Raw genomic sequence first — 14312 nt, 5'->3', positions numbered from 1 at the left:
TCCAGCATCGGCCCTGGGCGGGTGGGGCGCACGTGGAGTGCGGCGGATTGTTATGTCCCGTTCAGCCGGTCGTACAACGCGGCCAGCCGTGCCGCATCGTCCGCGAAACGCCTGCGCAGGCTCTCCGGCGCCAGCACCTCCACCTCCGGGCCGAGCCCCGTGAGCTGCCCGTGGGCGACCTGCTCGGACTCCACGGGGAGCGTCACCGTCAGCCATCCGTCCTCGTCCGGGGACCCCGCGGCCGCCAATGCCTCCCGTGCGGAAGCCGGATCGACGGCGTACGGAAGCCCTCGGACGCCGTCCGCCGACAGCCGTACGACCACCTCGGCCCGCAGGATCGACCGCGCGAACTGCTCGGCCTGCTCCTCCCAGAAGGCGGGAAGGCCGAACTCCTCGTCCCGTGAGAAGCGCTCCGCCCAGACGTCCACCGCCGTGAACCGGTCGATGCGGTAGACGCGGTACGACCCACGGTCCGGTTCGGCGACCCGCGCGCACAGGTACCAGACCCCGGCCTTGAGCACGAGCCCGTACGGCTCCAGCTCCCGCTCGACCTCGCCGTCCCCCCTGCGGTAGCGGGCCGTGACCCGCCGGTCGTCCCACACCGCGTCCGCGAAGGCGGGCAGCAGCGCGGGTGCCTTCGGCTCCGTGAACCAGTTCGGCGCGTCCAGGTGGAAGCGCTGCGCTGCCGTACGGGAGGCGTCCTGCAGGGAGGGCAGGAGAGCCGCCGACACCTTCAGCCGGGCCGCGGAGGCCGCGTCCTCCAGCCCCATCTCCCGCAGCGCCCCCGGCACACCGGACAGGAACAGCGCCTCGGCCTCACTGCGCGCCAGCCCGGTCAGCCGGGTGCGATACCCGCCGATGAGCCGGTAACCGCCTGCCCGGCCGCGGTCCGCGTACACCGGAACCCCGGCCTCCGACAGCGCCTGCGCATCCCGCGTCACCGTCCGCTCGGACACCTCCAACTCGCGCGCCAGCTCGGCGGCGGTCATGGAGGGCCGGCCCTGGAGGAGCAGCACCATCTTGATGAGGCGGGCAGCGCGCATACCGACATGATGCAGGGGGCCACTGACAGAGCAGGGCCGAGGGCGACGCCCGGCGGCGCCTACAGATCCAGCGACAGCCCTTCGTCCGGCCGTCTGCGAAGCTCTCCGGGCGAGTCCGGGCCAGGGGCTTCCGGTTTCGGGCGAGGGACGTCCGGCTTCTGCTCGTCCGGCAGTCCGTTCACCACCCGCCTTCGGGTACGGCGCGGGCGTGGGTGTGCAGTCAGGCCGCGGTCTTCGACGGAGGCGGCATCATCCGGCTCCTCAGTCTCCAGACCGAGCTCCCGCAGCACATCGGATTCCGATGGGCTGGTGAGCGCCTCGATGCCGGCCACGCACTCGGTGAATCGCTTGACGTTCGTCGTGTAGACGGCTTCCCCGAGCAGCTCCGTGGTGTCCCCGAAGAGCATCAGAAACGACGGGTCCAGGAGGTAGCGCGCCACTTTCACGGCCGTCGTCAGGCTTTCGTCCCCGGCTGCCGCCTCCTTGAGCAACCGGAACTCCCAGTTGGCGCCGTCGTCGGACCTGGCCAGTGTGAGCGTGCCCAGGCCGTCCAGGAACTCCTCCACGAGGCGTTCACCGGCACGGGGCCCCTCCTGTGGTGCCCCCGCCTCGTGCAGGATCGCCTGCAGGTCGGACGCGTGCCAGTTGTGTGCCCGGACGAAGACAGCCGCCTCCATCGCGAGCCGGATCAGTTCCTCCGCCTGGTCGGGCGTCCGGACGGCGGGCCGGCGCAGGTCGGGGCGGCCCGTCAGCGCCGCGAAGTCCAGGAGCAACTCGGCGAGGATCCCCTCGATGTCCTCTGTCCCGTACTCACCCCGCACCATCGCCTGCGCCTCCCTGGCCGTCCTCAGGACATGCCGGGCCGCGTTGTCCAGCTGCAACCGGGTCATCACCCGGGGCGTATGCGGCTGCTCTTCGGTCAAGGCCCCCACCACCTTTTCCTCAGGAATCAGCACAAGGTACTGGAGGCGGAACATGTCGACCAGACCGTCCAACCCGGACGCGTCGGCAGGACCAGGGGCAACTGGCCGAAAAACGCAAACGGCGGGCAGGAAGGCGTGTGCGCCCTCCTGCCCGCCGCAACGGCTTGCTTACAGCCCGTACTTCTCCCGCGCTTCCTTCACCGCCGTCGCCTTGACCTCGCCGCGCCTGGCGAGCTGGGCCAGGGTCGCGACGACGATCGACTGGGCGTCGACGCCGAAGTGGCGGCGGGCCGCCTCACGGGTGTCCGACAGACCGAAGCCGTCGGCACCGAGCGAGGAGTAGTCCTGCTCGACCCACTGCGCGATCTGGTCCGGGACCTGGCGCATGTAGTCGGAGACCGCGAGGACCGGGCCCTCGGCGCCGTGCAGCGCCTGACGGACGTACGGGACACGCTCCTCGCCGCGCAGCAGGGCCGCGTCGGCCTCCAGGGCGTCACGGCGCAGCTCCGTCCAGGAGGTCGCCGACCAGACATCCGCGGCCACGCCCCACTCCTCGGCGAGCAGCTTCTGCGCCTCGAGCACCCAGTGGATCGCCGTGCCGGAGCCCAGCAGCTGGATCCGCGGCGCGTTGGCCACCGGTGAAAGGCCCGCCGACTCCGCCGTGTTGAAGCGGTACAGGCCCTTGACGATGCCCTCGTCGATGCCCAGGCCGGCCGGCTTCGCGGGCTGCGGGAGCGGCTCGTTGTAGACGGTGAGGTAGTAGAAGACGTTCGGGTCCTCGCCCGGCGCCGACTCGCCGTACATCCGGCGCAGACCGTCCTTGACGATCGTCGCCACCTCGTATGCGAACGCCGGGTCGTACGTCAGCGCCGCCGGGTTGGTCGCGGCGATCACCGGCGAGTGGCCGTCGGCGTGCTGCAGGCCCTCGCCCGTCAGCGTGGTACGGCCGGCCGTGGCGCCGACGAGGAAGCCGCGGCCGAGCTGGTCGCCGAGCTGCCACATCTGGTCGGCCGTGCGCTGCCAGCCGAACATCGAGTAGAAGATGTAGAACGGGATCATCGCTTCGCCGTGCGTGGAGTACGCGGTGGACGCGGCGATGAAGTCGGCCATCGAACCGGCCTCGGTGATCCCCTCGTTGAGGATCTGGCCGTTCTTGGCCTCCTTGTAGTACATCAGCTGGTCGCGGTCGACCGGCTCGTACGTCTGGCCCTTGGGGGAGTAGATCCCGAGGGACGGGAACAGCGACTCCATGCCGAAGGTGCGTGCCTCGTCCGGGACGATCGGCACCCAGCGCTTGCCGGTCTCCTTGTCGCGGACCAGGTCCTTGATGAGGCGGACGAAGGCCATCGTCGTCGCCACGTTCTGGGAGCCGGAGCCCTTGTCGAAGGAGGCGAAGGCCTTCTCGGCGGGGGCGGGCAGCGGCGCGAGCGCGTGCGTACGGCGGGCCGGGGCGGGGCCGCCGAGAGCCGCGCGGCGCTCCTGGAGGTAGCGGACCTCGGGGGAGTCGGCGCCGGGGTGGCCGTAGGGCACCTGGCCGTCGACGAACTGGCTGTCGGAGATGGGCAGTTCAAGAAGGTCACGCATCTTCTTGAACTCGTCCACCGTCAGCTTCTTCATCTGGTGGTTGGCGTTCTTCGACGCGAAGCCCTCACCGAGGGTGAAGCCCTTGACGGTCTGGGCCAGGATGACGGTCGGGGCGCCCTTGTGGTCGAGCGCGGCCTTGTAGGCGGCGTAGACCTTGCGGGCCTCGTGGCCACCGCGCGAGAGGTGGAAGCACTCGAGGATCTTGTCGTCGCTCAGCAGCTTCGCCATCTCGACGAGCGCCGGGTCCTTGCCGAAGAAGTCCTCGCGGATATAGGCCGCGTCGCGCGTCTGGTACGTCTGCACCTGGGCGTCGGGTACCTCACGCAGGCGGCGTACGAGCGCGCCCGTGGTGTCGAGCTGGAACAGCTCGTCCCAGGCGGAGCCCCACAGCGACTTCACGACGTTCCAGCCGGCGCCGCGGAACTGGGCCTCCAGCTCCTGCACGATCTTGAAGTTCGCGCGGACCGGGCCGTCGAGGCGCTGCAGGTTGCAGTTGATGACGAAGGTGAGATTGTCCAGGCCCTCGCGGCTCGCGAGTGCGAGTGCCGCCGTCGACTCCGGCTCGTCCATCTCGCCGTCGCCGAGGAACGCCCACACGTGGGACGAGGAGACGTCCTTGATGCCGCGGTTGGTGAGGTAGCGGTTGAAGCGGGCCTGGTAGATCGCCGACAGCGGGCCGAGGCCCATGGAGACGGTCGGGAACTCCCAGAGCCAGGGCAGGCGCCGCGGGTGCGGGTACGACGGGAGACCGCTCCCGCCCGCTTCCTGGCGGAAGTTGTCGAGGTGGGCCTCGGTCAGGCGGCCGTCCAGGAAGGCGCGGGCGTAGATGCCGGGGGAGGCGTGGCCCTGGATATAGAGCTGGTCGCCCGAGCCGTCGGCCTCCTTGCCCTTGAAGAAGTGGTTGAAGCCGGTCTCGTACAGCCAGGCCGCGGAGGCGAAGGTGGCGATGTGGCCGCCGACGCCGTATTTGCTGCCCCGGGACACCATCGCGGCCGCGTTCCAGCGGTTCCACGCGGTGATACGGCGCTCCATCTCCTCGTCACCGGGCACACCCGGCTCGGCGGCGGTGGGGATGGTGTTGACGTAGTCGGTCTCGAGCAGCTTGGGCAGCGCGATGCCGTTGCCCTCCGCGCGCTCCAGCGTGCGGCGCATCAGATACGCGGCACGGTGCGGGCCCGCCGCCTTGGCGACCGCGTCCAGGGAGGCCTGCCATTCGGCGGTCTCCTCGGGGTCCCGGTCCGGGAGCTGGTCGAGCTCGCTCGGCTGGATGGCGTTGGGGTCGGTCATGTCGCCGCCTTCCTCAGTCGAAGGGGGTTCCCTCATCGGTAAGGGGATCGGGGGTGCCCTTTGTCTTTGGCAGGACAGGGCGAGGGCCCTTGTGAAGGCCCGTCGGCGACTCTAACTCCCTGATCGATGATCGATCAAAGGGTTGCGGGCAAAATATCTTGATCGCGAGAAAGTAGGCACGGGGTGCCTTTCGGGCAGGCACCGGGTGCCGTGATTTTCGAAGGTTTTCGCAGGTCGGAGGCACGTTTGAGCGCCTCCTCGCTCAGGGCTCAGGCGCGCGGCGCGCAGCCCAGCACGTGCGCCTTCACCAACTCGGCGATACGAGGGTCCCGGCGCCGGAACGCCTGAACGAGCTCCTCGTGCTCCTCCGCGTACGACTGCTGAACCGTCCCCAGCCAGCGGATCGACAGTGCCGTGAACACCTCGATGCCCAGGCCCTCCCAGGTGTGCAGCAGTACGGAGTTGCCCGCCGCGCGGACCAGTTCGCGGTGGAAGGCGACCGTGTGCCGCACCTGGCCCGTGCCGTCGGCGTTGCGGTCGGCCTCGTACAGGGCGACGACGTGCGGCTCCAGCGCCGAGCAGTCCTCTGCCAGCCTCTCGGCCGCCAGCTCCGCCGCGATCGCCTCCAGGCCGGCCCGGACCGGGTAGCTCTCCTCCAGGTCGGCCGCCGTCAGGTTCCGTACCCGTACGCCCTTGTTCGGCGCCGACTCGATCAGCCGCAGCGACTCCAGCTCGCGCAGCGCCTCCCGCACCGGCGTCTGGCTGACCTCCAGCTCGGTCGCGATCCGTCGCTCCACGATCCGCTCGCCCGGCTTCCAGCGCCCGCTGACGATCCCCTCCACGATGTGCTCGCGGATCTGTTCGCGCAGCGAGTGGACGACGGGCGCGGTCATGAGGGCTCCTTAGGGAGGGGCCGCCCATCGGCCCCTGGGGCGTTTGACGTTTAGACAATAAGGCCGCAGGCGCCTTGGGGAGGGGCGCACGGGGGCGCTTTCATGCAGGTGAGACGAGACTTACACGCCCCGCAGACCACCGCCGCCTGTAAAGACCCGTACCGGACCCGCCGCGGAGTCGTCACCGCCGTGTCACGGCGAGAACCCCCGAGCCGCCCATGCCGTCGCGGTCGGCAAGGGGTACCCGAGCGGGGCGCCCCTGCACCATCAGGGGGACGACGGTATGAACACAGGGGTACGGCGCGGCAGGCTCGGCTGGACGGTCGCGGCGGCGGCCGCGGTCGCGGTCATAGGTGTGACGGGGTGCCGGCAGATGCCCACGGCGGCATCGGACGCGCCCAGCAAGGCGGCGGCCGGCGGGCCGTCCGGGAGCAGCGGTACGGAGATCCAGGGCATGGCGGGTTCGCTCGCGTCCGCTAAGCAGCCCGCCGGACCCGGCGGGGCCTGCGTCTTCGTCAAGCCGGACGGGGCACAGAAGTTCGGGCACGTCGGCTGGGGCTTCCGGGTCACCGGCACGAACCGGTGGGTCTACGGCGCCGTCGAGAACCCGACGAACAAGCTGTACACGCCGCCGGGCGGCTACATCGGCGCCTGGCATGCGCAGGGCTCGTACGCCCGCATGCTCAGTGATATGTCACACGACACCCACTACCCGGGCAAGTCCACGCACCCTTACAGCCGTTACCGCTGCGTCTCCTCCTCGACCAGCGACGTGAACAACGCCTGGGCGATGATCCGCACCGTCGAGAGCCGCGGCTTCCTCGTCGGCTTCGACCGGAAGACCGGCGAACTGACCTCCCGGGACTGCCTCGACGCCACGTACGACGTCCTGCACGCCTACCGGACGCGGGACCTGACGTACGCGCCGCATCTGGACATCCCCAACGTGTGGGTGGAGACGCTGTGGGACTGGAGCGACCGCACGCTGACGCCCCGGTAGCGCATACGACGGTGCCCCCGTCCGGAGATTCCGGACGGGGGCACCGTCGTACGGGAAACGAGCCTTACAGGCCGAGCTCGACCTCGAACTCGCCCGCCTCCAGGATCGCCTTGACCGCGGTCAGGTAGCGGGCCGCGTCGGCGCCGTCCACCAGACGGTGGTCGTAGGAGAGGGTCAGGTAGGTCATGTCGCGGACGCCGATGACCGTGCCCTCCTCGGTCTCGATGACCGCCGGGCGCTTGACCGTGGCACCGATGCCGAGGATCGCGACCTGGCCCGGCGGCACGATGATCGTGTCGAAGAGCGCACCGCGCGAACCGGTGTTGGAGATGGTGAAGGTCGCGCCGGACAGCTCGTCCGGGGTGATCTTGTTGGCGCGGACCTTGCCCGCCAGGTCGGCCGTGGCCTTGGCGATACCGGCGATGTTGAGGTCACCGGCGTGCTTGATGACCGGGGTCATCAGGCCCTTCTCGGAGTCCACCGCGATACCGATGTTCTCGGTGTCGAAGTAGGTGATGGTCCCCTCGGCCTCGTTGATCTTGGCGTTGATGGGCGCGTGCGCCTTCAGCGCCTGGGCCGCGGCCTTGACGAAGAACGGCATCGGGGAGAGCTTGACGCCCTCGCGGGCCGCGAAGGAGTCCTTCGCCCGGGCGCGCAGCTTCATCAGACGCGTGACGTCGACCTCGACGACCGACGACAGCTGCGCCTGCTCGTGCAGCGCCTTGACCATGTTGTCGCCGATGACCTTGCGGATGCGCGGCATCTTGACGGTCTGGCCACGGAGGGGAGAGGCCTCCAGGGTCGGCGCCTTCTTCGCGGCGGCCGGAGCGGCAGCGGCAGGGGCCGGAGCAGCGGCGGCGGCCTTCGAGGCCTCGGCGGCGGCGATGACGTCCTGCTTGCGGATACGGCCGCCGACGCCGGTGCCCTTGACGCCGGCCAGGTCGACGCCGTTCTCGGCGGCGAGCTTGCGCACCAGCGGGGTGACGTAGGCGCCCTCGTCGGTGGCCTGCGCGGCGGGAGCCGGAGCAGCCGGAGCCGGGGTGACCGGGGCCGGAGCGACCGGCGCGGGGGCCGGAGCAGCGGCGACCGGGGCGGGCGCAGGAGCCGGAGCGGCAGGCGCCGGAGCCGGGGCGGGCGGAGCCACGGGGGCGGCCGGGGCAGCCGGAGCCGGGGCAGCGGCGACAGGCGCCGGAGCCGGAGCAGCCGGGGCCGGGGCAGCCGCAGGAGCGGCACCCGGGGCGCCGATGACAGCGAGCTTGGCGCCGACCTCGGCGGTCTCGTCCTCGGCGACCGTGATCTCCAGCAGCACACCGGAGGTGGGCGCCGGGATCTCGGTGTCGACCTTGTCCGTGGAGACCTCGAGCAGCGGCTCGTCGGCCTCGACGGAGTCGCCGACCGACTTCAGCCAGCGGGTGACGGTGCCCTCGGTGACGGACTCGCCGAGCGCCGGGAGGACCACGTCCGTGCCGGACGCGGCACCGGCCGGAGCGGCGGGGGCGGCGGCAGGCGCGGGGGCCGGGGCCTCGGCGACCGGCGCCGGGGCGGCCGGAGCCTCCGCGACGGGAGCCGGAGCCGGAGCCTCGGCAGCGGCGGGGGCCGGGGCGGCGGCAGGCGCGCCCGTGCCGTCGTCGATCACGGCCAGCTCGGCGCCGACCTCGACCGTCTCGTCCTCGGCGACCTTGATGGAGGCGAGGACACCGGCGGCGGGCGAGGGGATCTCGGTGTCGACCTTGTCGGTCGACACCTCGAGCAGCGGCTCGTCGGCCTCGACGCGCTCTCCCTCGGCCTTCAGCCAGCGGGTGACAGTGCCCTCGGTGACGCTCTCGCCGAGCGCCGGAAGGGTTACGGAAACCGCCATGGTTTCGGTTGCTCCTTACGAATTGCGGAAGTCTGAGTCGTCGCTTGCGTCGACCGAGGGTCAGTCGTGCGAGTGCAGCGGCTTGCCGGCCAGGGCCAGGTGGGCCTCGCCGAGCGCCTCGTTCTGCGTCGGGTGGGCGTGGATGAGCTGGGCGACCTCGGCGGGCAGCGCTTCCCAGTTGTAGATCAGCTGGGCCTCGCCGACCTGCTCGCCCATGCGGTCGCCGACCATGTGGACGCCGACCACGGCACCGTCCTTGACCTGGACGAGCTTGATCTCGCCCGCGGTCTGCAGGATCTTGCTCTTGCCGTTGCCCGCGAGGTTGTACTTCAGAGCGACGACCTTGTCCGCACCGTAGATCTCCTTGGCCTTGGCCTCGGTGATCCCCACGGAGGCGACCTCGGGGTGGCAGTACGTCACCCGCGGCACACCGTCGTAGTCGATCGGGACGGTCTTCAGACCGGCCAGACGCTCCGCCACCAGGATGCCCTCGGCGAAGCCGACGTGCGCGAGCTGGAGCGTCGGGACCAGGTCACCGACGGCGGAGATGGTCGGGACGTTGGTCCGCATGTACTCGTCGACGAGGACGTAGCCGCGGTCGATCGCGACGCCCTGCTCCTCGTAACCGAGACCCTGCGAGACCGGGCCGCGGCCGACCGCGACCAGCAGCACCTCGGCCTCGAACTCCTTGCCGTCGGCGAGGGTGACCTTGACGCCGTCGGCGGTGTACTCGGCCTTCGAGAAGAAGGTGCCCAGGTTGAACTTGATGCCGCGCTTGCGGAACGCGCGCTCAAGAAGCTTGGAGGAGTTCTCGTCCTCGACCGGGACGAGGTGCTTGAGGCCCTCGATGACGGTGACGTCCGACCCGAAGGACTTCCAGGCGGAGGCGAACTCGACGCCGATGACGCCGCCGCCGAGGATGATCGCCGACTTCGGCACGCGGTCCAGGACGAGGGCGTGGTCCGAGGAGATGATGCGGTTGCCGTCGATCTCCAGGCCCGGCAGCGACTTCGGCACGGAGCCGGTCGCGAGGAGCACGTGGCGGCCCTGGACGCGCCGGCCGTTCACGTCGACGGAGGTGGGGGAGGAGAGACGGCCCTCACCCTCGATGTACGTCACCTTGCGGGATGCGATGAGACCCTGCAGACCCTTGTACAGGCCGGAGATCACGCCGTCCTTGTACTTGTGGACAGCCGGTACGTCGATGCCCTCGAAGGTGGCCTTGACGCCGAACTGCTCGCTCTCGCGGGCCTGGTCGGCGATCTCGCCCGCGTGCAGCAGGGCCTTGGTGGGGATGCACCCCCGGTGCAGGCAGGTACCGCCGACCTTGTCCTTCTCGATCAGGGCGACGTCCAGGCCCAGCTGCGCCCCGCGCAGGGCCGCGGCGTAACCGCCACTACCACCGCCGAGGATCACTAGGTCGAAAACGGTGCTGGCGTCGTTCGCCACGTCACGTCCTCCATGCATGTGCGCCACGCCGGTCGTCCGTGACCGGTCGGCGGCTGGTGTCCGGCCGCTCTTTCTTCGGCCCTGTGGTGGGGGCCCTGTCCTGCCGAGCCCCATCTTCGCACCTGTCGAGGGTGAACGAGACGCCGGGCCGGTGTGTGAGACGTCCCACGTTCAGTTGAGCGCGGGAAAGAGCGCATGGAAAAGGGGGCTCCGCCCTACCCGCGTGCGGAGCCCCCTGACTCGGTGCAGACCTCAGCCCAGGTCGCCCGCGGCCGTGAGTTCCGCGAGCCGCACCAGCGTCCGCACGGCCGTTCCCGTACCACCCTTCGGCGTGTACCCGAACGGTCCGCCTTCGTTGAAGGCCGGCCCCGCGATGTCGAGGTGCGCCCAGGTGATCCCCTCGCCGACGAACTCGCGCAGGAAGAGACCGGCGACCAGGCCGCCGCCCATCCGCTCACCCATGTTCGCGATGTCGGCGGTGGGGGAGTCCATGCCCTTGCGCAGGTGCTCCGGCAGCGGCATCGGCCAGGCCGGCTCGCCGACCTCCTCGGCGGCCTCGTGCACCGCGGAGCGGAACGCGTCGTCGTTGGCCATGATCCCGAACGTCCGGCTGCCCAGCGCCAGCATCATCGCGCCGGTGAGGGTCGCGACGTCCACGATGGCGTCCGGCTTCTCCTGGGAGGCGGCCCACAGGGCGTCGGCAAGAACCAGGCGGCCCTCGGCGTCGGTGTTGAGGACCTCGACCGTCTTGCCGCTGTACATGCGCAGCACGTCACCGGGACGGGTCGCGGAACCCGACGGCATGTTCTCCGCCAGCGCCAGCCACCCGGTCACGTTGACCTCGAGGCCGAGGCGCGCGGCGGCGACCACGGCGGCGAAGACCGCCGCCGCACCGCTCATGTCGCACTTCATCGTCTCGTTGTGGCCCGCCGGCTTGAGCGAGATGCCGCCCGAGTCGTAAGTGATGCCCTTGCCGACGAGCGCGAGGTGCTTCTTCGCCTTGGCGGAGGTGTACGACAGCTTCACCAGCCGCGGACCCGCCGCCGAACCGGCGCCGACGCCGAGGATGCCGCCGTAGCCGCCCTTCTCCAGGGCCTTCACGTCGAGCACCTGTACCTTGATGCCGTGCTCCTTGGCCGCGGCCGTCGCGACGGCGGCGAACGCCTCCGGGTCGAGGTCGTTCGGCGGGGTGTTGATCAGGTCGCGGGCGCGGTTGAGCTCCTCGGCGACGGCGGTGGCGCGCTCGACGGCGGCCTTGTGCTCCTTGTCGCGGGGCTTGGCGCCCAGCAGGGACGCCTCGGCGAGCGGCGCCTTGCCGTTCTTGGCCTTGGCGGCGTTTTCCGAAGGAGCGGTGCCCTTGTAGGCGTCGAAGGAGTACGCGCCGAGCAGCACGCCCTCGCCGATCGCGCCGACGTCGGCGGCGTCCCCTACGGGCAGTGCGAAGGCGGCCTTCTTGGCGCCGGCGAGGGTACGGGCCGCGGCACCGGCGGCCTTGCGCAGCGCCTCGCCGTCATATCCGGAGTCCTTCTCGGGCTCCGCGCCCAGGCCCACCGCCACCACGAGCGGGGCCTTGAAGCCGGACGGCGACGGCAGCTTCGTCACCTCGCCCTCGGCGCCGGAGGCACCGAGAGTTTCCAGGACGCCGGCCAGCCTGCCGTCGTAGGCCTTGTCCACGGCCTCGGCGCCCGGTGCGACGACCGGGCCCTTCGCGCCCTTGGCCACACCGATCACGATCGCGTCGGCCCGAAGACCGGGCGCCGCGGCGGTGCTGAGAGTGAGAGCAGTCACGGTGGTGAATTCTCGCTTCCAATGTGAAGTTGCTGTGGTCGATCGTGTGGGTCGACCGGGCCCGACAGCCGACCCTAGAACCGGCCTCAGGGTGCGGTCTCAGCGGGGCCTTCCCCGGTACGGCGAACACTCGGGATGAGCCTACGCGCGTGTACGCGTTCGCTCATTCCTGCGGCCGTTCACCTGCGGGTGGCGTTGCGGCCATTTCTCGATCCCCGTCACCGCTGCCCCGCGGCATCGGAGATCATCCGTGAGGAACGTTTCCTCACATCCTGGAGCCCGCACGTTGAGACGCCCGACCCTCCTGCTCACCCTGCTTCTGCTCCTGGCGGGCTGCAGCACCGTGCCCGACTCCGAGCCGTCCGGCGAACGCTGGCAGCCGCGCCCCGGCGTGGCCTGGCAGTGGCAGCTCAGCGGCCGCGTCGACACCTCCGTCGATGCGCCGGTCTACGACATCGACGGCTTCGACCAGCCCAAGGCGACGGTCACCGCCCTGCACGGCAAGGGCCGCAAGGTCATCTGCTACATCTCCACCGGCGCCTGGGAGGACTGGCGCCCCGATGCGAAGAAGTTCCCCAGGTCGGTGCTCGGCAAGGGCAACGGCTGGAAGGGCGAGCGCTGGCTGGACATCCGCCGCACCGACGTCCTGAAGCCCCTGATGGGGGCCCGCTTCGACATGTGCCGCAAGAAGGGCTTCGACGCGGTGGAGCCCGACAACATGGACGGCTACAAGAACCGCACCGGCTTCCCCCTCAAGGCCGCCGACCAGCTCCGCTACAACCGCCTGATCGCGAAGCTGGCCCACGACCGGGGCATGGCGGTCGGCCTGAAGAACGACCTGGACCAAATCCCGGCACTGGTGCGGGACTTCGACTTCGCGGTCAACGAGCAGTGCGCCCAGTACGGCGAATGCGCCGCGATGAAGCCCTTCATCAAGGCGGACAAGGCGGTCTTCCACGTCGAGTACGAGCTGCCGACCAGCCGCTTCTGCGCACAGTCGCGCCGGCTGAAGCTCAGCTCGATGCTCAAAAAGTACGAACTGGGGGTGTGGCGCCGGGCGTGCTGACCCCGAGTGCGGTGACCGCCGTGCCGGCCAGCCGGTCGGCGAGGGAGCGGCGGGTGGGGGAGAGGACCGGCAGCGCGTTGAGGAGAAAGACGACGACGGCCACCGCCCACACCAGCACCGACAGCACGAAGTGGCCCTCGATCAGCAGCATGCAGGCCACCGCGTAGACGGCGATGTCGGCGGCCGTGGTGACCGCGGCGCGCACCGCGGTCCGGCGGGGGGCGCTCGGGGTGACCTTGAGCCCGAGCAGCCCCTTGCCGACGGTCCGTCCGGCGAGGGCGAGACAGCCCCACTGGTAGAGGAACGTCGCCACGATCAGCACCCCGAAGGCCTCCTCGACGTCGAGGACCGCCTTGTCCCACAGCGACAGCCCGAGCTGCTCCGACGCGCCGACGACATTGCCGCGCGAGGTCAGCAGGTCGAAGCCGCCGTGGATGGCGAGGCCGGGGACGTCGGTGACCAGCGCGGCTATCCGGTGGAAGGTCAGGACGCCGAGCAGGGACGCCAGCGTCAGCACCAGCGCGAAGTCGATGAACCAGGCCACGGCACGACGAAGCTTCGGCACGAACATCCCCCGATCACGATCACTTGTCCGTGTACGGCGGAAGAGACTACTGCCCCAGTGACAACACCACGAGCGACACCGTCGCAGCCGTCTCTGCCAGCCCCCCGAACACATCGCCGGTGACCCCGCCGAAGCGGCGCGTGCAGTGGCGGAGCAGGAGTTCGGCGACGGCGAGGGAAGCGATGACCGCGGCCGCCGCACGGATCACGTCGTACGTCCCGACGAGCGCACCCGCGGCGGCGGCCGCCCCGGTCACCACGGCCGCCGCGACCACCGCCGCTCGTACCGGCACCACGCCCGCGACCGCCGCCCCCAGCCCCTCGGGCCGGGCGGCCGGTACCCCCGTCCGCGCGGCCAGGGTGAGCGCCAGCCGGGCGGCCGTCGCCGAGACGACGGCGGCGAGCGCGCCCCGGCCCCACGAGTCGCCGTACGCCTGAGCCAGCGCGGCCACCTGCGCGAGCAGGACGAAGACGAGCGTGATCACCCCGAACGGCCCGATGTCCGACTGCTTCATGATCCGCAGCGCGTCCTCGGCGGGCTTGCCGCTGCCGAGCCCGTCCGCGGTGTCCGCGAGCCCGTCCAGGTGCAGACCGCGGGTGAGGGCGGCGGGTACGGCGGCGGAGGCGACGGCGGCGAGCAGCGCACCCGCGCCCAGCGCCAGCAGCACCACGCCGGCCAGGGCCGCGCACCCGCCGACGACCAGCCCGGCGAGCGGGGCGCAGAGCATGCCGCCGCGAGCGGCGTCCCGGTCCCAGCGGGTCACCTTCACCGGGAGCACGGTGAGGGTGCCGAAGGCGAAGCGAAGGCCGTCCGGCCAGGGGGTCTTGGAGGGTTCGGGCACCGGCGCAGGTTACCC

The 14312-nt window shown here is 70.8% G+C and carries 11 protein-coding genes; 2 read left to right on the top strand and 9 right to left on the bottom strand.

The window, feature by feature from the left end; all coding sequences use genetic code 11:
* Positions 1–50 precede the first annotated feature (50 nt).
* The 4 genes from ACFY10_RS02650 to ACFY10_RS02635 all read right to left on the bottom strand — a co-directional run bounded on the left by ACFY10_RS02650 (position 51) and on the right by ACFY10_RS02635 (position 5730).
* A complete protein-coding gene (locus ACFY10_RS02650) occupies positions 51–1043 on the bottom strand; it encodes a helix-turn-helix transcriptional regulator (RefSeq protein WP_390663194.1) in 993 nt (330 codons plus the stop codon).
* Positions 1044–1102: 59 nt separating this feature from the next.
* Positions 1103–1933, bottom strand: a complete 831-nt coding sequence (locus ACFY10_RS02645) for a hypothetical protein (RefSeq protein WP_390663193.1) — start codon at positions 1931–1933, stop codon at positions 1103–1105.
* Between the two features lie 201 nt (positions 1934–2134).
* Complete coding sequence (aceE, locus tag ACFY10_RS02640) at positions 2135–4837, bottom strand: pyruvate dehydrogenase (acetyl-transferring), homodimeric type (protein WP_390663192.1); 2703 nt, start codon at positions 4835–4837, stop codon at positions 2135–2137.
* A gap of 269 nt (positions 4838–5106) precedes the next feature.
* Positions 5107–5730 (bottom strand): GntR family transcriptional regulator, encoded by a 624-nt coding sequence (locus ACFY10_RS02635; RefSeq protein WP_361256638.1) that lies wholly within the window; start codon positions 5728–5730, stop codon positions 5107–5109.
* A gap of 283 nt (positions 5731–6013) precedes the next feature.
* Between ACFY10_RS02635 and ACFY10_RS02630 the strand changes: the two genes are divergently transcribed.
* Positions 6014–6730, top strand: a complete 717-nt coding sequence (locus tag ACFY10_RS02630) for a hypothetical protein (RefSeq protein WP_390663191.1) — start codon at positions 6014–6016, stop codon at positions 6728–6730.
* 64 nt (positions 6731–6794) lie between these two features.
* On the opposite strand, the gene sucB is transcribed toward ACFY10_RS02630, so the two are convergent.
* The 3 genes from sucB to ACFY10_RS02615 form a co-directional block, all read right to left on the bottom strand.
* A complete protein-coding gene (gene sucB / locus ACFY10_RS02625) occupies positions 6795–8588 on the bottom strand; it encodes a 2-oxoglutarate dehydrogenase, E2 component, dihydrolipoamide succinyltransferase (RefSeq protein ID WP_390663190.1) in 1794 nt (597 codons plus the stop codon).
* A 60-nt stretch (positions 8589–8648) separates the two neighbouring features.
* Positions 8649–10037 (bottom strand): dihydrolipoyl dehydrogenase, encoded by a 1389-nt coding sequence (lpdA, locus tag ACFY10_RS02620; RefSeq protein ID WP_390663189.1) that lies wholly within the window; start codon positions 10035–10037, stop codon positions 8649–8651.
* 252 nt (positions 10038–10289) lie between these two features.
* Positions 10290–11825, bottom strand: coding sequence for a leucyl aminopeptidase (locus ACFY10_RS02615; protein ID WP_390663188.1), 1536 nt, complete (start codon positions 11823–11825; stop codon positions 10290–10292).
* 286 nt (positions 11826–12111) lie between these two features.
* Between ACFY10_RS02615 and ACFY10_RS02610 the strand changes: the two genes are divergently transcribed.
* Positions 12112–12891 carry an endo alpha-1,4 polygalactosaminidase gene (locus ACFY10_RS02610; RefSeq protein WP_390663187.1) on the top strand — a complete coding sequence of 260 codons (780 nt, stop codon included), beginning with the start codon at positions 12112–12114 and terminating at the stop codon, positions 12889–12891.
* Here the strand turns inward: ACFY10_RS02610 and ACFY10_RS02605 are convergent.
* Both ACFY10_RS02605 and ACFY10_RS02600 read right to left on the bottom strand, forming a co-directional pair.
* On the bottom strand, positions 12851–13456 hold the full coding sequence (locus ACFY10_RS02605) for an RDD family protein (protein ID WP_390663186.1): 606 nt from the start codon (positions 13454–13456) through the stop codon (positions 12851–12853). The genes ACFY10_RS02610 and ACFY10_RS02605 overlap by 41 nt on opposite strands.
* A gap of 46 nt (positions 13457–13502) precedes the next feature.
* Positions 13503–14297: an adenosylcobinamide-GDP ribazoletransferase gene (locus tag ACFY10_RS02600; RefSeq protein WP_390663185.1), complete on the bottom strand. Its 795-nt coding sequence runs from the start codon at positions 14295–14297 to the stop codon at positions 13503–13505.
* Between the last annotated feature and the right edge of the window lie 15 nt (positions 14298–14312).

The sequence above is a fragment of the Streptomyces sp. NPDC001401 genome, from assembly GCF_042895385.1.
Classification (GTDB): Bacteria; Actinomycetota; Actinomycetes; order Streptomycetales; family Streptomycetaceae; genus Streptomyces.
Note: the sequence above shows the minus strand (reverse complement) of the source record. Positions and strands in the feature narration are given on the sequence as shown.